Origin of the sequence: Streptomyces sp. NPDC051561, assembly GCF_044454195.1 — a bacterium.
GTDB lineage: Bacteria > Actinomycetota > Actinomycetes > Streptomycetales > Streptomycetaceae > Streptomyces.
In genome coordinates this window covers 313,156-335,013 of sequence record NZ_JBITDM010000007.1, presented here as the reverse complement: position 1 = coordinate 335,013, position 21,858 = coordinate 313,156, and the positions used below count along the sequence as shown (strand labels likewise).

Below are 21,858 nucleotides of genomic sequence, written 5' to 3'. Positions count from 1 at the left end.
TGAAGGGGGGTGCGTCAGCGGTGGGATGCGTCAGTGAGGTGCGTCAGTGGTGGAGGAGGACGATGACCGCGCCCCAGATGGTCAGCAGCACGTTTCCGATGGCGTACGGAATCGTGTAACCGAGGGTGGGGATCTGGGACTTGGCGTTCTCGTTGAGGGCGCCGATCGCGGCGGTGGTGGTCTGGCCACCCGCCAGGACGCCCATCAGGATCGGGAACCGGATCTTCTGCACGTAATGGCCGAAGAGGAAGCCGACGACCAGCGGGATCACCGTGGTCACCGCGCCGAAGACGAGCAGTCCCCAGCCGGCGGTGGAGAGCCCGCTGGTGAAGCTGGGGCCCGCGTTGATGCCGACGATGGCGACGAACATGCACAGTCCGAGCGTGTCCATCAGCCACTGCGCGCCCGGCGGCACATTGCCGAACGTCGGGTACTTGCCCCGCAGATAGCCGAAGACCAGACCCATGATCAGGCCGCCGCCCGAGGTGGACAGCGAGATCGGCACTCCGCCCATGGTGAGCGCGGGGATGCCGATGCAGCCGCCGAGGAAGATGCCCAGGCCGACCCAGATCATGTCGGTGGCGAAGCTGGTCGGGACCGGCTTGCCGATCTCCTTGCCCGCCGGGTCGACGAGGCGCTTGGGGCCGGTGAGGATCAGCGTGTCGCCGCGCTCCAGCTGGGTGCTGAGGCGGTACGGGAACTCGGAGCCGGAGCGGTACAGCTTGTCGACGTACACCCCGACCATGAACGGCTCGCGCCGCAGGTCGGCGATGGTCTTTCCGAGCTGGGCCTTCTCCGAGGCAACGACGTGCAGGTGCTCGGTCTGGTAGCCGAGGAGTTCGACGTCGTCCGCCTCGCCGCCGACATGGGTGCGGGCGTCGTAGTCGACCAGGTCGCCGCGCAGGGCGCTGAGGGCGACCACATCGCCCTGCTGGAGGGCGAGGGACTGGGAATGCTCCAGGATCTGGCCGTCGCGTCTGACCTGGGTGAGGTAGATGCGGCGGCCGAGTTCCTTCTGCTGGTTCTCGAAGTCCTCGATGGTGCGGCCGACCAGGTCGGGGCGCTCCACCCGGTACGCGCGCAGGACGACCTCGTAGTAGCCGCCGCCGAGGTCCGGGTTGTCGTTCGGAGCGTCCATCTCCTTGGCCAGGTCCGCGCTCTCCTTGGCGAGATTGCGGCGGTAGAGCCTGGGCAGCACGTTGGCCAGGAGCATCGCGCACAGGATCGTGCCCAGCGGATACGTCACCGCGTACCCGACCGCGACCAGGTTCTCCTCGTTCTTGGCGTCGCCCGCGCTGATGCCGGGCAGGGTGCCGATGGCGTCCTGGGCGACACCGATCGCGGCGGACTGGGTGAGTGAGCCGCTCATCAGGCCGGCGGTGAGCCCGGGGCCGTAGCCCAGCATCGCGGCGAAGCCCCAGGCGACCAGCAGGCCGGTCACACAGACGACGACCGCGTTGACCACCTGGGGGAGGCCGTCCTTCTTGAGGCCGCGGAAGAACTGCGGGCCGACCTTGTAGCCCAGGGCGAACAGGAACATGATGAAGAACAGGTCCTTCACCGTGCCGTTGACCGGCACCTTCAGCTGTGCGCCGAAGAGCAGCCCCATCACCAGGCAGCCGGTGACCGCGCCCAGCGCGATCGTCTTGTAGTGGATCTTCCCGACCAGGAAGCCGAGGGCGACGACCAGAAAGACGAGCAGTTCGGGGTGCGGCTTGAAGATGTCGCGCACCAGGAAGTCGATCATGTCAGGCCCCCAGTACGCCGACGAGGATGGGCCCCGTCAGCGGAAGCAGGAAGTTGGAGAGGGTGTAGGTGATCGTGTAGCCGAGCATCGGCACCGAGCTCTGGGCCGTCTGGGTGATGGAGGTGATGGCCGGGGTGGAGCACTGCTGACCCGCGATGGCGCCGACCAGCAGAGGTTTCTCGATCTTCAGGAGCTTGCGGCCGACGATCAGTGAGAGCGTCGCGGGTACCAGCACCATGGCGATGCCGGCGAACGGCAGCAGCGCGCCGTACTCCTTGAGCAGCGGCCACGCCTGCGGTCCCGAGACCAGGCCGGTGCAGGCGATGAACAGCGCCAGGCCCATGTCCTTGAGCGTGCTCGCCGCCTGCGGCGGGAACGCGCCGAAGGTCTGCGATCGGGAGCGGAACCACCCGAAGAGCAGCCCCGAGATCAGACAGCCGCCGCCGGTGCCCAGCGACAGGGGGATGTCGCCGAGCTTGACCACGAGCTGGCCGATCAGGGAACCGACGACGATGCCCAGTCCCAGGTAGATGAAGTCGGTGGCGTCGTTCTTGACCACCGCGCCGATCTTGGCGACCAGCTTGGAGAGCCCGGAACGTGCGCCGACCAGCGTGAGGACGTCGCCCCGGTGGACGACCGTGTCCCCGTTGGCGGGGAGCTGCTGGTCCCCGCGCAGGACGTCCGTGATGTACACGCCGTCCTTGATGAACTCCGGGTGCTGCGCCTGGAGCTGGTCGATGGTCAGGCCGTGGGTGGCCTTGTCCGTCACCGCGATCTGGCGGGAGGTGAGCGGGGTGTCGAGGCCGGGGATGCCCGGGGTCTCCGGGCCGATGAGCCGGCCCGCCTCGATGATGTTCGCCCGTCGGCCCACGATCAGGACCAGGTCGGAGAGGGAGAGCCGGAAGTTCGGGGCGGCCGGGTAGACCTTGCTGCCGCGCTTGATCGCCTCGACCGTGATGCGGCCGTCGAGACCCGTCTCCAGGTCGCCGATGGTGCGGCCGTCCGCGTGGGTCACCAGGTAGGTGCGTCCGACCAGGCCGGGCAGCGCCGCGCGTTCGTCGGACTCCAGGGAGCCCTGTCCGCCGCCGCCGCGCATCTTCTCCCACAGCTCGCGGGAGGCGTCGGCCAGGTTGATGCGCATCATCATCGGCATGATCTGGCTGGTGTAGAGCACGATCGTGATCAGGCCGAAGAGATAGCAGACGGTGTACGCGGTGGCGACGTGCCCCTGGTACTGGGTGATCTGGTCCGGCGTCAGGTCGCTGAGCTTGCCGATGGCCTCGGTCGCCGTTCCGACCACCGCCGACTCGGTGGCGGCGCCCGCGAGGATGCCGGATGCGGTGCCGACGTCGAGGTCGAAGGCCTTCGCCAGGCCGAAGGCGATGCCCAGGACGCTCACCAGCTCGATGAAGCAGAGCACGAAGAAGCGCAGGCTCTTGCGGTTGAGGTTCGCGAAGAACTGAGGGCCCGCCATGTAGCCCAGCGAGAAGATGAACAGGGCGAAGAAGACGTTCTTCACGTCGCCCGAGACCTGCACTTCTGCCCAGGCACCCATCAACAGGGACACGATCAGCGTGCCGCAGATGCCACCGAGTGTGATGGGACCCACGCGGAGCTTGCCGACCAGGTAGCCGAGGGCCAGGCAGAGGAAGAGCGCAAGTTCGGGATGGTCCTTGAGTACGCCCATGGTCGTCAGCTCCCGGGGAAGGGGGGTGAAAGCGGAGCAAAGTGAGGCATGTCGCACAAAGTAGCAATGGGGTTACTGTTCGGCATGTTCAGAGAGCATGCGGATTCACTCGTGGTGCGCGTTTGGTGACTCTTTGTTCTAGTGGGGTGCACGGTGGGTTCTCGTGGGGTGCACGGTGGCACTCCGGCCCGCTTGCCTGGGCCGCCCCCGCCCCGCCCCCGCCCCTCGGGCGCCTCCCGCGCATGTGGCGCCCCGGCACTTCGGTACTTCGGCGCCCCGGCGCCCCGGAACTTCGGCAGAGGAGTCACTCCATGGCCACGGATCAGGCTTCACCCCCGCCCCCGCCCCCGCCCCAGTCCCCGCCTCCGGCTTCCGGGGGATCCCAGAATTGGGGCCCGCGCCCCGAGGAGGGGCCGCTGCACCGGCTCGGCAGAGGGGCCTGGCAGGCGGTGCTCGCCGCCGGGCTCGCCACCATCGTCCTGGGCGTCATGGTGCTCGTCTGGCCGGGCGCGACCCTGGTCGCCGTGGCCGTGCTCTTCGGCGTCTACCTGGTGGTCAGCGGTGTGATGCAGTTGGTCTCGGCCTTCGGTACGCACGTCTCCACGGCGTTGCGGGTGATGGCCTTCATCAGTGGTGCGCTGTCCATCCTGCTCGGCCTGTTCTGCTTCCGCGGCGCGATGCAGTCACTGCTGCTGCTCGCCCTGTGGATCGGGATCGGTTGGCTGTTCCGGGGTATCACTCAGACGGTGGCCGCCGCATCCGACTCGGCGATGCCCGCCAGGGGCTGGCAGATCTGCCTCGGCATCCTCAGCGCGATCGCCGGAATCGTGCTGATCGTCTCGCCGTTGAGCTCGGTCGCCGTCCTCACGGTGGTCGGCGGCTGGTGGCTGGTGGTCGTCGGTGTTGTCGAGATCGCCACTTCCTTCCGGATCCGTTCCGAGGTCAAGGCGGTTCCCCACTCCGAATGACCCGGCCTGCCGGATGGCGGTGACGGCCCTGCTCGCCCAGTGTTCCGATTTCCCCGGAATGCTGGGCGATTGGCGGTTATCACGGCTGTGATAATATCCCGCTCGTGGGATATATAGATGTGAACTCTCTTTCCTATGGCCTGCCCGACGGCCAGGTCCTGCTCGATGAGATTTCGTTCCGGGTCGGTGAAGGGGCGAAGGCCGCGCTCATCGGCGCCAACGGGTCGGGCAAGACCACCTTGCTGCGGATGATCGCGGGGGACCTGGCACCCCACGGCGGGGCGGTGAAGCGGAGCGGCAGCCTCGGTGTCATGCGGCAGTTCGTCGCCCGCGAGGGGGACCAGGTGCGCGATCTGCTGCTGTCGGTGGCCGATCCGCGTGTGCGCGGCGCCGCGGCCACCGTCGACGCGGCGGAGGCGGCCATGGAGTCGGCGGCCCCGGAATCGGGCGGGGACACCGCGGCGCAGCTGGCGTACGCGGACGCGCTGGCCGAATGGGGCGATGCCGGTGGCTACGACGCCGAGGTGCTGTGGGACGTGTGCACGACCCAGGCACTTGGCATGCCCTACGACGGGTGCCGACGGCGTGCCGTGGACACGCTCTCCGGCGGTGAGCAGAAGCGGCTCGTGCTGGAGGCGTTGCTGCGCGGCCCCGAGCAGGTGCTGCTGCTCGACGAGCCGGACAACTTCCTCGACGTTCCCGGCAAGCGGTGGCTGGAGAACCGTCTGATCGAAACTCCCAAGACCGTCCTGTACGTCAGCCACGACCGCGAGTTGCTGGCCCGTACGGCGCAGCGCGTCGTCACGGTCGAGCTCGGCGCTGCGGGCAACACCGTCTGGGTGCACCCCGGCCGGTTCGACACCTACCACCGGGCCAGGGTGGAACGGTTCGCGCGCTTCGACGAGCTGCGCGGCCGCTGGGACGAGGAACGCGCCAAGCTGAAGGCCCTCGTGCAGCTGTACAAGCAGAAGGCCGCCTACAACTCCGACATGGCCTCGCGGTACCGCGCCGCCACGAGCCGGCTCGACAGGTTCGAGAAGGCGGGGCCGCCGCCCGCGCAGCCACGGGAGCAGCAGGTGTCGATGCGGCTGCGGGGCGGGCGTACCGGCAAACGGGCCGTGGTCTGTGACGGCCTCGAACTCACCGGTCTGATGCAGCCGTTCGACCTGGAGCTCCGGTTCGGCGACCGGGTCGCCGTGCTCGGTTCCAACGGCTCGGGCAAGTCGCACTTCCTGCGGCTGCTCGCCGCCGGAGGCAGCTCCCCCGAGGACGGGCACGAACCGGTGGGCGGTCTTCCCGTCGAACCGGTGGCGCACCGGGGAGCGGCCCGGCTGGGCGCGAGGGTGCGTCCGGGATGGTTCGCGCAGGCCCACGGAAGGCCCGACCTGGCGGGCCGGACACTGGTGTCCGTCCTGCACCGCGGCGACGAGCGCCGGGAGGGGCTGCCCCGCGAGGAGGCCTCGCGGGTGCTGGCCCGGTACGAGCTGGCGGGGGCGGCGGAGCAGAGCTTCGACTCCCTGTCCGGCGGCCAGCAGGCGCGGTTCCAGATCCTGCTGCTCGAACTCGGCGGCACGACACTGCTGTTGCTGGACGAGCCCACCGACAACCTCGACCTGGTCTCCGCCGAGGCGCTGCAGCACGCACTGCGCGGTTTCGAGGGGACCGTGCTCGCGGTGACCCACGACCGGTGGTTCGCCCGCGACTTCGACCGGTTCCTGGTCTTCGGTTCCGACGGCACTGTCTACGAGCCGCCGGAACCGGTGTGGGACGAGGAACGGGTGGTACGCCGCCGGGGGTGAACCGGGCTGTCGAGAATGGCTCGCGCCGGCGAGGTGGCCTGCGCCGGCGAGGTGGCCCGCGCTCCCGACAAAAGGCGCGACTCCTGTTTTGTCACGCCTGCGATATTGTGTGGAAATGCCAGCTCGAATCGACCTCGAACAGAGACGCAAAGACGTTATCGAGGCGGCCTTCCGTCTCCTCGTCGCCGAAGGCCTCAGCGGAATTTCCCTGCGAAAGGTCGCGGCCGAATCCGGATTGAACATCGGCTCGGTGCGCCACTACTTCGACGATCACCGCAGCCTGCTGGTAGCGGCCGTGACCAGCGTCGGTACGCGCATGGGGGAGCGGCTCACGCGCTTCGAGACCGGCACCCTGGCCGGTCTCACGGGCGAGTCCGCGGTCGGTGCCTTGCAGGAACGGCTGGAGGAACTGCTCCCGGTCGACGAGGAACGCCGTACCGAAGCGATCGTGCTGACCGAGTTCATCGTCGCCGCCCGGGTGCATCCGGACTTCCGGCCGGTGACCGAGCAGATGGCCGTCGACCTGCGGCAGGTCGTCACGGAGTCTCTGCGGGTACTTGAGGTGCGCGAGCCGGCCGAAGAGGCCGAACGCCTCGTCGCGCTCCTGGGTGGGCTGGTGCTGGACTCGGTGACACCGCATGGATCGCTCGGTGTGGAGCGCCTGCGGACGACGCTGCGGGCGCACCTGCGAGCGGTCCTGGCCGGCGTGTAGAGCAGGACGTCCGGGGCCGGCCTGTGGCTCATGTCAGTACCGGACAGACGCCGCCCTCTGATTGATACCTTTCACTTGTCGAGTGAAAGCAAATGGCTTCACTTGTGAAGAGAGGGGGCACGTGAGTGCTGGCTGAAGAGCGGCGTGAGGTCCTTCTTCGCTTGGTCGAGCGCCGGGGGGCGGTCAAGGTGAAGGACGTGGCGGAGGAGATGGGGGTCTCCGCCGTCACCGTGCGGCAGGACGTCCGGGATCTGGCGGGCCGGGGGCTGGTCGTCCGGGTGCACGGAGGTGTCATGTCCCAGGCCGCGGCGCATTCGGCCGACCCGGCCGGAACTGCCGCCCCCCGGCCCGCGATGCGGCAGGGGGACACCTTCGGGCTGATCGTTCCGCCCGGGAGCTACTACTACCCCGAGATCATCCGAGGGGTGCGGGACGCGGCGCGCACGCACGGCGTCCGCATCGTGCTCGCGGTGTCCGGCGAGACGCTGACCGAGAACCGGGAGCAGGTGCGACGGCTGATCTCGGCGGGTGTCGAAGGCCTGCTGCTGATGCCGCGCGCCGGATTGGAGCCCGTGGAACTGGCCGAGAAGTGGCTGGCGGAGCTCGATATTCCGGTCGTGCTCGTGGACCGCAGGGTCGGCACCCAGGCCGGCCGGCTGGAGCAGGTGGCGTCCGACCATGCCCATGGTGCGGGCCTTGCGGTCCGGCATCTCGCCGAGCTGGGGCACGAGCGCATCGCTCTGGTCGCGCGGGAGGAGAGCCCCAATACGCCGCTGATCCGCGAGGGTTACGCGGCCGCGTGCCGGGCCCTGGAACTGACGGCGGGCCCGGAGTACGGCATCGATCCGGCCGACGGGACGACGTCGGCCGACTGGTTCGAGGAGCTCGTGCGGGCGGTCGAGGCAGGCGACCTCCGGGCCGCCCTGGTCCACAACGACCTCGACGCCGTCGCCCTTGTCGGTCTGCTGCAGGCGCGTGACCTGCGCGTTCCTGAGGATCTGGCCATCGTGACGTACGACGACGAGGTCGCCGAGCTGAGCGATGTGCCGCTCACCGCCGTGGCGCCGCCCAAGCGGGCTGTCGGGGCGTGGGCGGTCGACCTGCTGCGGCGGCGCATCGCCGATCCGGCGGCCCCGCTGGCCGAGCTGCTGCTCCGCCCGGAGCTGCGGGTGCGGGAGTCCAGCGGGGCCGCCCCTGAGCCGGTCGAAGGCGCGTAGCGCGGGGGGCCGGGACCGGCTTCGGATCACATCATGTGCTTTCGTTTTGCTTCGAATGAAGCCTGAAGCATTGACGAAGCCAATTTACTGGCTAATGATTCCGGTCAACGCCCCCGCGAACGATCGGTGTACATCATGCTTCGCAGAACCACGGTCGCCCTGGCCGGCTCCGCCACCGCCCTTGCGCTGCTCGCCACCGCATGCGGTGGCGGGACGGACCAGGGCGCGTCGCCGGCCGGGAAGACCGGAAAGGTCACCTTCTGGTCCTTCGTCAAGGGGTCCGACGAGGTGGCGAAGGCTTTCAACCGAAGCCACCCGGACATCAAGGTGACCTTCGAAACGGTTCCTTCGGGCCAGGAGTACTACTCCAAGCTCACCAACGCGGTGAAGGCGGGCACCGCCCCGGACGTCGCGGTCGTCGAGTACCCGAACCTGCCGGAGTTCGCGGCCCAGGGGAAGATCGAGGATCTCAGCGGATCGCTCGGCTCCCTGGTCGAGGACCGGTTCCCCGAGGCGTCGCGCCAACTCGTCAACCTCGGCGGCCGGACGTGGGGCGTTCCGCGTGACGCGGCGCCGCTGATGATGATGTACCGCAAGGACTTCTTCGCCCGGCACAAGATCGGCGTACCCACGACGTGGGACGCCTACCGGACCATGACCGAGAAGGTGAAGAAGGCCGACCCCGCCGCCCGCGGCGGCGTCCTCCACACCGACAACCCCGGCCTCCTCACCGCGCTCAGCTGGCAGGCGGGCGGGCAGTGGTTCAGCGCCGGGAAGGACTCCTGGAAAGCCACCCTGGACGACGGCCCGTCCAAGAAGGTCGCCGGCTACTGGGGCGACCTGGCCCGCAAGGACCTGGTCCGCTCGCTGAGCACCCTGGATCCCTTCTGGACGAGCGTCCAGAAGAACCAGACCGTCGCCTACGTCTGCGCGAGCTGGTGCGCGGGGGCGCTCCAGGCGACCGTCCCCGACCAGAAGGGCAAGTGGGCCGTGGCTCCCGTGCCCACCTGGGACGGAAAGCCGGCCTCGGGCATGTACGGAGGCTCGTCCTTCGTGATCCCGAAGGGGTCCGACAACAGCGGTGCCGCCGCCGAGTTCATCAAGTGGATCACCACGGACCCCGAGGGCATGAAGGCCTGGGTGAAGTCCGGCACCAGCAGCATGTTCCCCGCCGATCCGGAGCTCGTGCCGGTCACCAAGGAGGCGTTCGGGACGGAGTACTTCGGCGGCCAGGACGTCTACGCCATCGGGGCTCAGTCCTACAAGGCGATCCCGCGCGGCTGGACCTGGGGCCCGGTCATGGGCACCACCAACACCGCCATCGTGGACGAGCTCCCCAAGGTCGCCGAGGGCAAGGCGGACCTGCCCACGGTGCTCTCGGATGCCGAGAAGACCACCGTCGAGCACATGAGGCAGCGCGGCATGAAGGTCACCGCTCCGTAGCACTCGCCCCACGCATCACCCAGAAAGGCCGTCATGGCATCCCCCTCCACCCGTGGACAGCGCCGTACCGCCACGTTGCTCCTCTCTCCGTTCTTCGTCCTGTTCTCGGTCGTCACCCTCGCCCCGCTGCTGTACGCCGCCTGGCTGAGCCTGTTCACCACCCGCACCTCCGGCCTCGGGTTCGGCGGCACGCAGAGCGTCTTCTCCGGCCTGGGCAACTACGCGAAGGCGTTGGGCGACCCGCAGTTCCTGGACGGCTTCCTCGTCGTCGCCGCGTACTGCGCCCTCTACATCCCCGTGATGATCGGCGGCGCCCTCGCCCTCGCCCTGCTGCTGGACACCGGCCTGGCCAAGGCCCGGCGCTTCTTCCAGCTGGCGCTGTTCCTGCCGCACGCCGTACCGGGTCTCATCGCCGCACTGATCTGGGTGTACCTCTACACACCCGGCCTGAGCCCGGTGATCGACCTGCTGAAATCCGGCGGCATCGACATCAGCTTCCTCTCCGCCGACAACGCCGTCTTCTCGGCGGCCAACATCGCCGTGTGGGAGTGGATGGGCTACAACATGGTCATCTTCTACGCCGCCCTTCAGGCCGTGCCCCGCGAGACGCTGGACGCGGCGAAGGTCGACGGCGCGGGCGCCCTGCGCACGGCGCTGTCCATCAAGGTCCCGATGATCCGCCCTTCGATCGCGCTGGCCGTCCTGTTCACGGTCATCGGGTCGATCCAGCTCTTCACCGAGCCCAAGGTCATCTACAGCGCCTCCAGCGCGATCGGCAGCACCTGGACACCCAACATGTACGTCCAGACGGCCGCCTTCCAGAACAACGACTTCGGCCTGGCGGCAGCAGCTTCGCTGCTGATCGCCGTGTTCGCCGCCGTGCTGTCGTTCGTCGTCACCCGTATCTCACGCCGCGGGAGCAAGCCGTGACCCACTCCTCCCTCCTCGACCCCGAGGCCTCCGCCTCCGCCTCCGCGGTGGCCCCCGCCCCGCGGCCCCCGAAGCGGCGGCGCTCCCCGCAGCCGCGGTCGGTCCTGCTGTCCAGGGCCGGTGTCACCGCGATGCTGGGTCTCGCCACCCTCTACACCCTGCTGCCCCTCACCTGGCTGCTGCTGTCCTCCACCAAGAGCCGTGAGGACCTGTTCGGCACGAACGGCTTCGCGCTCGGCAACGAGATCCACCTCGCCGAGAACCTGGACCAGCTGTTCGCGGCCGATGACGGCGTCTATCTCCGCTGGGTGCTCAACACCGTCGAGTACGCCGGTATCGGCGCCCTGCTGGCGTCGCTGTTCAGCGTCGCCGCCGGATACGCCTTCGACAAGCTCGCCTTTCCCGGCAAGGAGCGGCTGTTCTCCCTCGTGCTGCTCGGCGTGATGGTGCCCGGCACGGCCCTGGCGATCCCGCTGTACCTGCTCGCCGCCGAGGCGGGCGTGGTGAACACGTTCTGGAGCGTGTTCGTGCCCGGTCTGGTCTTCCCGTTCGGCGTGTATCTGGCCCGCGTCTTCAGCGGCGCCTATGTGCCCGACGAAGTCCTGGAGGCCGCGCGGATGGACGGCGCCGGGGAGTTCAAGACCTTCTGCCGGATCGCCCTCCCGATGATGGCGCCCGGCTTCGTGACCATCTTCCTCTTCCAGTTCACCCAGATCTGGAACAGCTTCTTCCTGCCCCTGGTGATGCTGTCCGACCAGGACCTCTACCCGGTCAACCTCGGGCTGTACGTCTGGTACTCCTCCGCACTCTCCCAGGGCCACCCCGAGGACTACCTGCTGGCCGTCGTCGGCTCACTGGTGTCCGTCGTCCCGCTGATCATCGTCTTCCTGATGCTGCAACGGTTCTGGAAGTCCGGCATGACGGCCGGCGCCGTCAAGTAGGCCACGACCGTGAGGAATTTCCCCATGTACCCGACCGTGGCCCCCCGGCCCCGCGCCCTGTTCGCCATGGGCCGCCGGCACCGCGACGCACTGTTCCCGCCCGCCGAGAGGCAGCGTCTGACGGCGTACGCCGACATCGATCCGGACCATCTGGCCGAGGACTTCGACGACGAGCCGGCCCTGAACGAGGTCGAAATCCTGATCACCTCCTGGGGCTGTCCGGTCCTGGACGAGGACGTACTGGCCCGCGCACCGGCCCTGAAGGCGGTCGTGCACGCCGCGGGCAGCGTCAAGCACCATGTGACGCAAGCCTGTTGGGACCGCGGAATCGTGGTGTCGTCGGCGGCCGCGGCCAACGCCGTACCGGTCGCCGAGTACACCGTCGCCGCGATCCTCTTCGCCAACAAGCGCGTCCTGGAGATCGGCGGTCTCTACCGCGAGCACCGTGACGTGTCCGACTGGTCGCAGCGCTTCCCCGGGTTCGGCAACTACCGCAGGACCGTGGGCGTGGTCGGTGCCTCGCTCATCGGCCGCAAGGTGCTCGAACTGCTGCGGCCGTACGACCTCGACCTGCTGCTCGCCGACCCGTACGTCGACGCGGCGCAGGCCGCGGAGCTCGGCGCCCGCCATGTCGGCCTGGACCGACTGGTCGCGGACTCGGACGTCGTCTCCCTGCACGCACCCGCCCTGCCGGAGACCCGTCACCTCATGGACGCGCGCCGGCTGGCGGCGATGAAGGACGGCGCCACGCTCGTCAACACGGCCCGTGGCTCGCTCGTCGACACCGTCGCGCTCACCGCCGAGGCCGCGACCGGCCGCATCCACGCGGTCATCGACGTCACCGAACCGGAGGTGCTGCCCCCCACTTCACCCCTCTACTCCCTGCCCAACGTTCTGCTGACCCCCCACATCGCGGGCTCGCTCGGCGGCGAGCTCCGGCGCATCACCCGCAGTGCCCTCGACGAGGTCGAGCGCTACTGCGCACAGAGACCGTTCGCCCACGCCGTGCACCAGGCGGCCCTGGCGACGTCGGCCTGACGGGTGGGAGCGGTGCCCCCACGCACCGCTCCCACCCACCGGCCAGCAGCGCCTTCCCGTGAGCTCCGCTCACCCTTTGTGCGCTCACCCCCCCCACAAGTCCCGCACGGACGACCAAAGGAGTTCACGTGCACCATTCAAAGCCGATCAGCAGGCGCAGCGTACTGTGGGCAGGCGGCGGCATCGGCCTCGCGGCGATGGCGTCACCGCTGCTCACCGCACCCGCCCAGGCCGCGCCGGACGGTTTCCGTACCCGCATAGCCGACCTCGGTCCTGCCCTCACCCAGTTCGCGCTCATGAGCGGGATCCAGGTCGGTGACACCGTCTACATCGGATCACGCAACATCACCCCCACCCAGGTGATCGCGTTCCACCTGCCGACCCGCAAGGTGGTCTCGCGGACCGAACTCGGCTACGGGCACTCGATCCAGGCACTCGCCGCCGACAAGGACGGCAGGTACCTGTACGCAGGCATCCTCACCAAGGGCGACGAGGGCAAGCCCAACCTCTACCAGTGGGACCTGCGCACCCCGGACAAGCCCGCCGTGGGCGTCGGCCGGACCGGGGACCGCGACATCCGCGAACTGGCCGTCGCCCCCGACGGCACCGTGTACGCCGTGGGCGGCGTCCCCGGGAAGGCCCCCGCCCTGTGGATGTACGACCCGGCCGACGGCAGGACGACCAGCCTCGGCATCCCCGACCCCAAGGCCGGTCTGGCCAAGGCCGTCGCGGCCACGGACACGACCGTCTTCTTCGGGGCCGGCAGCCTCCTGGCCGGCGGCGGCGATGCGAGCAAGGCGTCGCTGTACGCGTACGACCGGGCGAAGGGCACGTTCAGCAACGTCACGCCGACGGAGCTGGAGAAGGACCCCAGCGTGCGTGAACTCGCCGTCGTCGGCGACCACCTCGTCGTCAGCACGTCGGGATCGACCGAGCCCGCCAAGCTCGCCGTCATGGACCTGGCGGACCTCTCCTCGTACACGGTGAAAACCACCGAGGGCAAGGTGGCCAAGACCCTGACGGCGGACGGCGACACGATCTACTTCGCGTCCGACGCCGGTCTGCACTCCTACTCGACGGCGACCAGGGCGCTCGCCTCCGTCGAGTTCGAAGGCCCCGACCTCGGCGAGATCTGGGGCCTCGACCACGTCGACGGGAAACTGAGCGTCGTCTCCGGCTACGGCTTCGTCGGGGAGATCGACCTGGCTGCCCGTACCTCCGTCATCACCGAGCTCGGCAAGGCGGGCGCCCCGCTCAGCCATCAGACCGCGATGGGCATCGCCTCCGACGACAGGTACGTCTTCGTCGGCGGCAACAACGTCATCGCACGCCATGAGCCGCGCACCGGCAAGGTGCTCAACCTCCGGGCGCCCGGTGAGGCCAAGGACGCCGAGCTGCTGGCCGGAGTGCTCTACACCGGCCAGTACAGCTCGCAGGGCATGTGGACGTACGACCCCTCTGCGGACAAGCAGCCCCACCAGCTCGCCTCGTTCCCGAGCGAACAGAACCGGCCGCTCGACGTCTGCCACGACCCGGTCAACCGGCTGCTCCTCGTCGGTGCGCAGTCCGACACCGAGGGCGGCGGCTCGCTGTGGACGTATGCGCCGAAGACGGGCAAGAAGCAGGCCTTCATCAACCCGGTCGACGACATCCAGCTCGTGCGCGCGGTCACCACCCGGGACGGCGTCGCCTACCTCGGCGGCGACAACCCCACCACGAAGGGGCCGCGCGGCACGATCGTCGCCTTCGACCCGGTCGCCGGGAAGGAGCTGTGGCGCACCGACCTGCCCACGTCCCTGCCCGCGGGCGTGGCCGCGCTGGCGGTCCAGGGCGCCAACCTGTACGGACTCACCAGGCAGGGCGGCTTCTTCGTCATCGCCCTGAAGACCCGCAAGGTGGTCCACACCGCCGATCACGGCGACATTTGTCCCGGATTCGCGGCCATGGTCACCAGCCGGGGAATGGTCTACGGCGTCTCCGACACCACCCTCTTCCGCTTCCACCCGAAGACCTTCGCCGTCAGCACGGTCGTACCCGATATCAACGGCGCCTGGTACAGCGGCCCGCACGTGAACACAGACAGTGACGGCAGGCTCTACACCTTGCGCGGGCACGACCTCGTGTGCATCGACGACCGGAAGGCGAGCTGAACATGGCGAACGCACACGGCAGGACGACGCACCGGTCGACGCGGAAGAGGAAGACGAGGATCGCTGCCGCCGCAGGGCTGGCAGGGACATTGACCCTCGTGTGTCTGGCCACCGCCCAGGCAGGCCAGGAGGAGACGGCCCGGCCCGCGACGGATGAGGCCCGCAGCGCCGCGCCCCTGCTGGACGTCAACTACAAGGACGGCAGCCTGAATTCGGGCATTCCCGGCCTGACCACGACACACGCCAAGGCGAAGGACGCCTCGTACGTCGTCAAGTCGGGGGACGACCACGCGATCGCCCACAAGGTGACGCTCGGCAACCCCGACTACGTGTCCGACGGGGCCCCGCGCAGCGAGAGCGCCACCAACGCTCTCCCGGCGGGGCAGATCCACGTCGGCGACAAGCACCGGTACGAGTTCGACGTCCTGTTGAAGGACTGGAAGACGTACGAACCGGGCGACTCGCAGACCGGCGACATCTTCTTCCAGGGGAAGCACGCCGGTGGGAACAAGCCGTCCTTCTACCTGATGACCAAGCGGAACAGCATCGCTTTCCGGTCGCCGATCCTTGGCCTGCAGGCCACGGTGGTCGACGACTTCCGGCCGTACGTCAACAAGTGGATGAGCTTCCGGGTGGACGTGAGCTGGACGGACGACAAGACCGGCTACTACAGGATCTCCACCCGGATGCCGGGCGAACCGGACTTCACGTTGCGCAAGACGTACGACGACGTGCAGACCTTCCACCCCGAGAACCCGACCGACTTCGGCTACCTCAAGTGGGGTCTCTACCGTCCCGACGAGTCGATCGAGAAGGGGGACGTGCCCACGCGCGTCGTCCACCACGACAACATCCGGATCCTGGATCTCGCCCAGCAGTGAGCCCCGGAACCACCTCCCCGGACGCGCCCCGCCGCCCCGCCGTGGCGGGGGGCGTCCGGGGCAGCCTGGCCCGGTCGAAGGTGCTCGGTGGTGCTCCGTGGATGTGCAGGATGCAGTGCCGTATAGCCTGAGAAAATGCTGACCGAAGTCATCGCGACCCGCTACGTCACGCCCCTGCGTGAGGGCGGCTCGCTCCCCGGAATCGTCGAGGCCGACGACCTGGGAACGTACGTCATGAAGTTCACCGGCGCCGGCCAGGGCCGCAAGACCCTGGTGGCCGAGGTCGTCTGCGGGGAACTGGGCCGCCGGCTCGGGCTGCGAGTGCCCCGGCTGGTCGCGATGGAGCTGGACCCGGTCATCGGGCTCGGCGAGCCCGACCAGGAGGTGCAGGAGCTGCTCAAGGCGAGCGGCGGGCTGAACCTCGGGATGGACTTCCTGCCGGGATCGATCGGCTTCGACCCGCTCGCGTACGAGGTGAGTGCGGCCGAGGCGGGCCGGGTCGTCTGGTTCGACGCACTGATCAACAACGTCGACCGGTCCTGGCGCAACCCCAACATGATGGTCTGGCACGGCGACCTGTGGCTCATCGACCACGGCGCCACCATGATCTGGCAGCACAACTGGCCCACCGCCCAGGCCGCCGCATCCAAGCCCTACAACGCCTCCGACCACGCACTCGCCCGCTTCCGCCCCGACATCGCGACCGCCGCCCGCGACCTGGCCCCCCTGGTCACCGAGGAACTCCTCACCGAGGTCGCCGCCCAGGTGCCCGACGTATGGCTGACCGACGAGCCCGGCTTCGACAGCCCCGACCAGCTGCGCCGCGCCTATGTGGACGCACTGCTGCCGCGCGCCGCGACCATCCACGAGCGGATCACCCTCGAAGCGCCGACCAAGGACCGCCCCTCGCAGGCGCCGGGCTGGCTGACGGACCACGTCAAGCCGTGGCCGCACCCCACGAAGGACCAGCAGAAGCAGGCCGAGCAGGCCCAGCAGGACGGCGGCGCCAAGTGAGTGAGCAGCAGAGCGGCACCGGGAGGGCCCCCGTCCAGCGGTACGTCTTCGAGTACGCCCTGGTCCGCGTGGTGCCCCGGGTCGAGCGTGGCGAGATGTTCAACGCCGGGGTGATGGTCTACTGCCGGGCCAAGTCGTACGCCGCCGCCCTCACCCACTTGGACGAGGCCAAGCTCCTCGTGCTGGACCCGCAGGCGGACGTGAGGGGAGTACGGGCCGCGCTCGGCGCCGTCGCAAGGGTCTGCGGTGGCGGAGACCCGGCGGGTCAGGCGGCGGGCGACGATCCGGGGCGGCGATTCCGCTGGCTGAGTGCGCCGCGCTCCGCCGTCGTACAGCCAGGGCCCGTGCACACCGGACTGACCGCCGATCCCGAGGCGGAACTGGCCCGGTTGTTCGAGGTATTGGTGCGCTGAGGGCCTCGTGCGCGTGCGCGGGCCTCCGCCTGCGCGCACGCGGGCCCCGCGCTTCACACGTGTGATCTTCGTCGGGTGGCCGAGCGGCCGTTGACACCGGGTGCCGTGGCTTCTAGCGTCTCGTCTGCTGGGCCTACTAAGCGGTTGCTCAGCGGTCGAGCGGTCCCCCATCGCGAGGAGAACACAGGATGTCCACCACCGAGCAGCGCGTAGCGATCGTCACCGGTGCGGCGCGCGGCATTGGCGCCGCCACCGCCATCCGGCTCGCGGCCGAGGGCCGTGCCGTCGCCGTACTCGACCTCGACGAGGCGGCCTGCAAGGACACCGTCGAGAAGATCACCGCGGCCGGCGGCAGGGCCCTCGCGGTCGGCTGCGACGTCTCCAACGAGGCGCAGGTCACCGCCGCCGTGGACCGGGTCGCCACCGAGCTGGGCGCGCCCACCATCCTGGTGAACAACGCGGGCGTACTGCGCGACAACCTGCTCTTCAAGATGAGCGAGTCCGACTGGGACCTGGTCATGGGCGTTCACCTCAAGGGTGCGTTCCTGATGTCCCGCGCCTGCCAGAAGCACATGGTCGACGCCAAGTTCGGCCGTATCGTCAACCTGTCCTCCTCCTCGGCGCTCGGCAACCGCGGCCAGGTCAACTACGCCGCCGCCAAGGCCGGACTCCAGGGCTTCACCAAGACCCTCGCCAAGGAGCTCGGCAAGTTCGGCGTCACCGCCAACTCGGTGGCCCCCGGCTTCATCGTCACCGAGATGACCGCGCAGACCGCCGAGCGCGTCGGCATGGGCTTCGAGGACTTCCAGGCCGCCGCGGCCACCCAGATCCCGGTGCAGCGCGTCGGCTTCCCCGAGGACATCGCCAACGCCATCGCCTTCTTCACCGGCGACGCGGCAGGCTTCGTCTCGGGTCAGGTCATGTACGTCGCGGGCGGCCCGCTCAACTGACCCCCCCCGGACATCGGCTCTCACCACAAAGGGACTTCACACATGGCGGAAGAAGTGCAGGAAAGCGGCAAGGTCGCGCTGATCACCGGCGCCAGCCGGGGCATCGGCTACGGCATCGCCCAGGCGCTGGTCGCCCGTGGCGACCGGGTGTGCATCACCGGGCGCAACGAGGACGCCCTCAAGGAGGCCGTCGAGAAGCTCGGCGCGGACCGGGTGATCGGGGTCGCGGGCAAGGCACACGACGAGGCCCACCAAGCGGTGGCCGTCGAGCGCACCATGGAGGCCTTCGGCCGGGTCGACCACCTGATCAACAACGCCGGAACCAACCCGGTGTTCGGCCCGATGGCCGAGATGGACCTCAACGTCGCCCGCAAGGTCTTCGAGACCAATGTCCTCTCGGCGCTCGGCTTCGCCCAGCAGACCTGGAAGGCCTGGCAGAGCGCCAACGGCGGCGCGATCGTCAACATCGCGTCGGTGGCCGGGGTTTCGGCCTCGCCGTTCATCGGGGCGTACGGCATCAGCAAGGCCGCGATGATCAACCTCACGGTCCAGCTGGCGCACGAGTTCGCGCCGGCGGTACGGGTCAACGCGATCGCCCCGGCGGTCGTCAAGACCAAGTTCGCCCAGGCGCTGTACGAGGGCCGCGAGGAGGAAGCCGCCGCAGCCTACCCGCTCGGCCGCCTCGGCGTGCCCGCCGACATCGGCGGAGCCGCGGCCTTCCTCACTTCCGCCCAGTCCGACTGGGTCACCGGACAGACACTTGTGGTGGATGGGGGGATTTTCCTCAACGCCGGTGTGGGCTGACGGAACTGATCGTTCCCGAGTTGTGAACGGCTCGCCGGACAACCCCCTTGCCCCGGCGGGCCGTTGCGGTATGTTCTGCCGATCCCTCGGCCGAACTAGGAGTGTGCGCGCGTGCTTTACCGGGCCAGGAGAATGCGGACGGCCGCAGCCCTGATATCCATATCCCTGCTGGCAGGTTGCGGGGTGCTGACCGATGACAGTGCCGGGTCGGACGGGAAGATCACCGTCGGTACGACCAGCAAACCGAGCACCCTCGACCCCGCCGGGGCCTGGGACGGCTCCTGGGAGCTCTACCGCAACGTTTACCAGACCCTGCTGAGTTACCCCACCGGCAGCTCGGAACCCACCGTGGACGCGGCGAAGGCGTGCGACTTCGCCGACCGGACGCACCGCGTGTACGAGTGCGAGCTCCGGCCAGGACTGACCTTCTCCGACGGCACCGCGCTGGACGCGGCGGCCGTCAAGCACACCTTCGACCGGATCGTCCGGATCAAGGCCGAGGGCGGCCCCCGGGAACTGCTCTCCAGCCTGGACAAGGTCGAGGTACAGAGCCCGGTGAAGGTGGTCTTCCGCCTCAACAAGCCGGACGCCACCTTCCCGTTCGTCCTCGCGACCCCCGGCATGTCGCTGGTCGGCCCGGCCGCCTACCCGGCCGACGGGCTGCGCTCCGGCGACACGGTGACGGGCTCCGGGCCGTACACCGTGCAGGCCTACCGTCCCGAGGGCCAGGACTCCGGCGCGGACCTGGTGAGCAACGAGACGTACAAGGGCTTCGCCGACCGGAAGAACAAGAACGTCACCATCCGCTACTTCGACGACTCCGCGAAGATGGTCCAGGCACTCAAGGCCAAGCAGATCGACGCCACCTTCCGAGGTCTCACCGCGGAGCAGGTCGTCGCCCTCCAGCAGCAGGTGAACGGCCCGGTCAAGGTCACCGAGTCGCCCGGCTCGGAGATCCACTACCTGGTCTTCAACCCCAAGGACCCGAACGCCGCCAAGCCGGCCGTCCGGCGGGCCATCGCCCAGCTCGTCGACCGGCGCGCGCTCGTCGACAAGGTCTACAAGGGGACCGCCGAACCCCTGTACTCCATGGTCCCGGCCGGCATCGCGGGCCACACCACCAACTTCTTCGACAGCTACGGCGAACCGGACCCGCAGGCGGCGAAGCGCACCCTGCGCGCGGCCGGTGTCCGCGGGGTCGTCCCGCTGGCCCTCTGGTACCCGACCGACCGCTACGGCTCGGCGACCGCGCTGGAATTCGCCGAACTGAAGCGGCAGCTGGAGGAATCCGGGCTGTTCCGCGTCACTGTGCAGGGACGTCCCTGGAAACTCTTCCAGGAGGGTGTGCAGAAGGGCGAGTTCCCGGTCTTCGGCCGTGGCTGGGCGCCGGACTACCCGGACCCGGACAGTTTCGTCTCCCCCTTCGTCGGGGAGCGCAACGCGATCTCCACGCCGTACCTCTCGCCCGAGATCACCGGCCGGCTGCTCCCGAAGTCGCGCAGCGAGGCCGACCGCAAGCGCGCCCTGCCGTACTTCGTGCGGGCCCAGGAGGTCCTGGAGAAGGACATCCGGCTGCTGCCGCTCTGGCAGGGCAAGATGTACGTCGCCGCCTCCGAGGACATCGGAGGCACCGAGCGGGCGCTCGACCCGCAGACGGTGATGCAGGTGTGGGAGCTGTACCGCAAGACCAGCTGGGACTAGGCGGGGCGGCGCCGCACCGGCGGTGCCCGGAGGGGGCGCCGGGGCTCGCGGACGGCGTTGTCAGTGGTGGCCGGTAGGTTCTCGGAACAGAGAACGGATCGTTTACCGGAGGTTGTTGACGTGACCGACACCCAGATGCTGCCCGAGTCCTGGCGCGGCGTCCTCGGCGAGGAACTGCAGAAGCCCTACTTCAAGGAGCTCCTGGAGTTCGTCGAGGACGAACGGGCGAAGGGGCCGGTCTACCCGCCGCGTGAGGACGTCTTCGCCGCCCTCGCCGCCACCCCGTACGACAAGGTGAAGGTCCTGGTCCTCGGCCAGGACCCCTACCACGGCGAGGGCCAGGGGCACGGTCTGTGCTTCTCCGTGCAGCCCGGCGTCAGGACTCCGCCGTCGCTGCGCAACATCTACAAGGAGATGCAGGCCGAGCTGGGCACCCCGATTCCGGACAACGGCTATCTGATGCCGTGGGCCGAGCAGGGCGTCCTGCTGCTCAACGCGGTGCTCACGGTCCGCAAGGGCGAGGCGAACTCGCACAAGGGCAAGGGCTGGGAGAAGTTCACCGACGCCGTGATCCGCGCGGTCGTCGAGCGCCCGGACCCGGCGGTCTTCGTGCTCTGGGGGAACTACGCGCAGAAGAAGCTGCCGCTGATCGACACCGAGAAGCACGCCGTGGTGGCGGGCGCGCACCCCTCGCCGCTGTCCGCCAAGAAGTGGTTCGGCTCGCAGCCCTTCACCCGGATCAACGCGGCGATCGCGGAGCAGGGCCACGAGGCGATCGACTGGACCGTCCCGGACCTGGGCTGAGCCTGAGCCCGATTGCCGGTGGCTGCGGCTAGCTTTCCGTTACGTCGGATACCTCGTCGTATGCGGCCACGGCGGACGGGCGCAGCGGAGCGTCCGGGCCGTGCGGGAGCAGCTCAGCGGAGGGCGGCCGGAGTGGTGGAGCAGCAGGAGGCGTCGGAGGATGCCGTGATGACCCGGATCGGGCAGACGGCGATGCTGCTCCACGCAGGTGACCGGGAGGAGGCGCGCAGCCGGTTCGGCGCGTTGTGGGAAGAGATCGGTGCCCGGGGCGACCCCGGGCACCGGTGTCTGCTGGCGCACTACATGGCGGACGCCCAGGACGACCCGCGCGACGAACTGCTCTGGGACCTGCGGGCGTTGGCGGCGGCAGAAGGCGCCGCGGGGGAAGCGGCGGCGGCAGGGCTGGACGGATTCCATCCGTCGCTCCACCTCGGTCTGGCGAGGGACTACGCGAAACTGGGGCGCCCGGAGGCCGCGCGGAGCCATCTGCGACGGGCGCGGGAATCCTGTGCCGTCCTGGTGGAGGACAGCTACGGGCACGGGGTGCGGGCGGAGATCGGGCGGCTGGAGGAGCGGTTGGCGGGGGAGTAGGGGCGGAGTGCGGGGGCTGGGGGCTGGGGGCTGGGGGCTGGGGCCAATCACCCCGGCACCCCTCCGTC

The 21,858-nt window shown here is 69.2% G+C and carries 19 protein-coding genes; 17 read left to right on the top strand and 2 right to left on the bottom strand.

Going from position 1 to position 21,858, the window contains the following annotated elements; translation table 11 throughout:
• Positions 1-43 precede the first annotated feature (43 nt).
• Both aspT (ACIA73_RS19225) and aspT (ACIA73_RS19220) read right to left on the bottom strand, forming a co-directional pair.
• Positions 44-1,747, bottom strand: coding sequence for an aspartate-alanine antiporter (gene aspT / locus ACIA73_RS19225; RefSeq protein WP_399439755.1), 1,704 nt, complete (start codon positions 1,745-1,747; stop codon positions 44-46).
• Position 1,748: 1 nt separating this feature from the next.
• Positions 1,749-3,434, bottom strand: coding sequence for an aspartate-alanine antiporter (gene aspT / locus ACIA73_RS19220; protein WP_399439754.1), 1,686 nt, complete (start codon positions 3,432-3,434; stop codon positions 1,749-1,751).
• 311 nt (positions 3,435-3,745) lie between these two features.
• Here aspT (ACIA73_RS19220) and ACIA73_RS19215 point away from each other — a divergent pair, with 311 nt between their 5' ends.
• From ACIA73_RS19215 to ACIA73_RS19135, 17 genes are all read left to right on the top strand, one after another.
• Positions 3,746-4,402, top strand: a complete 657-nt coding sequence (locus ACIA73_RS19215) for an HdeD family acid-resistance protein (protein WP_399439753.1) — start codon at positions 3,746-3,748, stop codon at positions 4,400-4,402.
• A 104-nt stretch (positions 4,403-4,506) separates the two neighbouring features.
• Complete coding sequence (locus ACIA73_RS19210) at positions 4,507-6,201, top strand: ATP-binding cassette domain-containing protein (protein WP_399439752.1); 1,695 nt, start codon at positions 4,507-4,509, stop codon at positions 6,199-6,201.
• A gap of 115 nt (positions 6,202-6,316) precedes the next feature.
• A complete protein-coding gene (locus tag ACIA73_RS19205) occupies positions 6,317-6,913 on the top strand; it encodes a TetR/AcrR family transcriptional regulator (protein WP_399439751.1) in 597 nt (198 codons plus the stop codon).
• Positions 6,914-7,038: 125 nt separating this feature from the next.
• Positions 7,039-8,130: a LacI family DNA-binding transcriptional regulator gene (locus ACIA73_RS19200; protein ID WP_399439750.1), complete on the top strand. Its 1,092-nt coding sequence runs from the start codon at positions 7,039-7,041 to the stop codon at positions 8,128-8,130.
• Positions 8,131-8,265: 135 nt separating this feature from the next.
• Positions 8,266-9,573: an ABC transporter substrate-binding protein gene (locus ACIA73_RS19195; protein WP_399439749.1), complete on the top strand. Its 1,308-nt coding sequence runs from the start codon at positions 8,266-8,268 to the stop codon at positions 9,571-9,573.
• 33 nt (positions 9,574-9,606) lie between these two features.
• The gene (locus ACIA73_RS19190; RefSeq protein WP_399439748.1) at positions 9,607-10,503 is read left to right on the top strand and encodes a carbohydrate ABC transporter permease; all 897 of its coding nucleotides are present in this window, start codon (positions 9,607-9,609) and stop codon (positions 10,501-10,503) included.
• Entirely contained in the window at positions 10,500-11,444 is a 945-nt protein-coding gene (locus tag ACIA73_RS19185) for a carbohydrate ABC transporter permease (RefSeq protein ID WP_399439747.1), read from the top strand. The genes ACIA73_RS19190 and ACIA73_RS19185 overlap by 4 nt, the downstream gene beginning before the upstream one ends.
• A gap of 24 nt (positions 11,445-11,468) precedes the next feature.
• Complete coding sequence (locus ACIA73_RS19180; RefSeq protein WP_399439746.1) at positions 11,469-12,482, top strand: hydroxyacid dehydrogenase; 1,014 nt, start codon at positions 11,469-11,471, stop codon at positions 12,480-12,482.
• A gap of 128 nt (positions 12,483-12,610) precedes the next feature.
• Entirely contained in the window at positions 12,611-14,632 is a 2,022-nt protein-coding gene (locus tag ACIA73_RS19175) for a PQQ-binding-like beta-propeller repeat protein (protein WP_399439745.1), read from the top strand.
• Positions 14,633-14,634: 2 nt separating this feature from the next.
• The gene (locus ACIA73_RS19170; RefSeq protein WP_399439744.1) at positions 14,635-15,513 is read left to right on the top strand and encodes a heparin lyase I family protein; all 879 of its coding nucleotides are present in this window, start codon (positions 14,635-14,637) and stop codon (positions 15,511-15,513) included.
• Positions 15,514-15,648: 135 nt separating this feature from the next.
• Positions 15,649-16,527, top strand: coding sequence for a HipA family kinase (locus tag ACIA73_RS19165; RefSeq protein WP_399439743.1), 879 nt, complete (start codon positions 15,649-15,651; stop codon positions 16,525-16,527).
• Positions 16,524-16,940, top strand: coding sequence for a DUF3037 domain-containing protein (locus tag ACIA73_RS19160; RefSeq protein ID WP_399439742.1), 417 nt, complete (start codon positions 16,524-16,526; stop codon positions 16,938-16,940). Before ACIA73_RS19165 ends, ACIA73_RS19160 begins: the two co-directional genes overlap by 4 nt.
• A gap of 188 nt (positions 16,941-17,128) precedes the next feature.
• The gene (fabG, locus tag ACIA73_RS19155) at positions 17,129-17,890 is read left to right on the top strand and encodes a 3-oxoacyl-ACP reductase FabG (RefSeq protein WP_399439741.1); all 762 of its coding nucleotides are present in this window, start codon (positions 17,129-17,131) and stop codon (positions 17,888-17,890) included.
• A 42-nt stretch (positions 17,891-17,932) separates the two neighbouring features.
• Positions 17,933-18,694 carry an SDR family oxidoreductase gene (locus tag ACIA73_RS19150; protein ID WP_399439740.1) on the top strand — a complete coding sequence of 254 codons (762 nt, stop codon included), beginning with the start codon at positions 17,933-17,935 and terminating at the stop codon, positions 18,692-18,694.
• 132 nt (positions 18,695-18,826) lie between these two features.
• Positions 18,827-20,395 carry an ABC transporter substrate-binding protein gene (locus ACIA73_RS19145; protein WP_399439739.1) on the top strand — a complete coding sequence of 523 codons (1,569 nt, stop codon included), beginning with the start codon at positions 18,827-18,829 and terminating at the stop codon, positions 20,393-20,395.
• Between the two features lie 120 nt (positions 20,396-20,515).
• Positions 20,516-21,199 (top strand): uracil-DNA glycosylase, encoded by a 684-nt coding sequence (locus ACIA73_RS19140; RefSeq protein ID WP_399439738.1) that lies wholly within the window; start codon positions 20,516-20,518, stop codon positions 21,197-21,199.
• 132 nt (positions 21,200-21,331) lie between these two features.
• Complete coding sequence (locus ACIA73_RS19135; protein ID WP_399439736.1) at positions 21,332-21,790, top strand: hypothetical protein; 459 nt, start codon at positions 21,332-21,334, stop codon at positions 21,788-21,790.
• Positions 21,791-21,858 lie beyond the last annotated feature (68 nt).

Excerpts from the sequence above, each read along its gene's own strand:
- aspT (WP_399439755.1), bottom strand. The coding sequence starts at position 1,747 with ATGATCGACTTCCTGGTGCGCGACATCTTCAAGCCGCACCCCGAACTG.
- aspT (WP_399439754.1), bottom strand. The coding sequence starts at position 3,434 with ATGGGCGTACTCAAGGACCATCCCGAACTTGCGCTCTTCCTCTGCCTG.
- ACIA73_RS19215 (WP_399439753.1), top strand. The coding sequence starts at position 3,746 with ATGGCCACGGATCAGGCTTCACCCCCGCCCCCGCCCCCGCCCCAGTCC.
- ACIA73_RS19205 (WP_399439751.1), top strand. The coding sequence starts at position 6,317 with ATGCCAGCTCGAATCGACCTCGAACAGAGACGCAAAGACGTTATCGAG.
- ACIA73_RS19195 (WP_399439749.1), top strand. The coding sequence starts at position 8,266 with ATGCTTCGCAGAACCACGGTCGCCCTGGCCGGCTCCGCCACCGCCCTT.
- ACIA73_RS19190 (WP_399439748.1), top strand. The coding sequence starts at position 9,607 with ATGGCATCCCCCTCCACCCGTGGACAGCGCCGTACCGCCACGTTGCTC.
- ACIA73_RS19180 (WP_399439746.1), top strand. The coding sequence starts at position 11,469 with ATGTACCCGACCGTGGCCCCCCGGCCCCGCGCCCTGTTCGCCATGGGC.
- ACIA73_RS19170 (WP_399439744.1), top strand. The coding sequence starts at position 14,635 with ATGGCGAACGCACACGGCAGGACGACGCACCGGTCGACGCGGAAGAGG.
- ACIA73_RS19165 (WP_399439743.1), top strand. The coding sequence starts at position 15,649 with ATGCTGACCGAAGTCATCGCGACCCGCTACGTCACGCCCCTGCGTGAG.
- fabG (WP_399439741.1), top strand. The coding sequence starts at position 17,129 with ATGTCCACCACCGAGCAGCGCGTAGCGATCGTCACCGGTGCGGCGCGC.
- ACIA73_RS19150 (WP_399439740.1), top strand. The coding sequence starts at position 17,933 with ATGGCGGAAGAAGTGCAGGAAAGCGGCAAGGTCGCGCTGATCACCGGC.
- ACIA73_RS19145 (WP_399439739.1), top strand. The coding sequence starts at position 18,827 with ATGCGGACGGCCGCAGCCCTGATATCCATATCCCTGCTGGCAGGTTGC.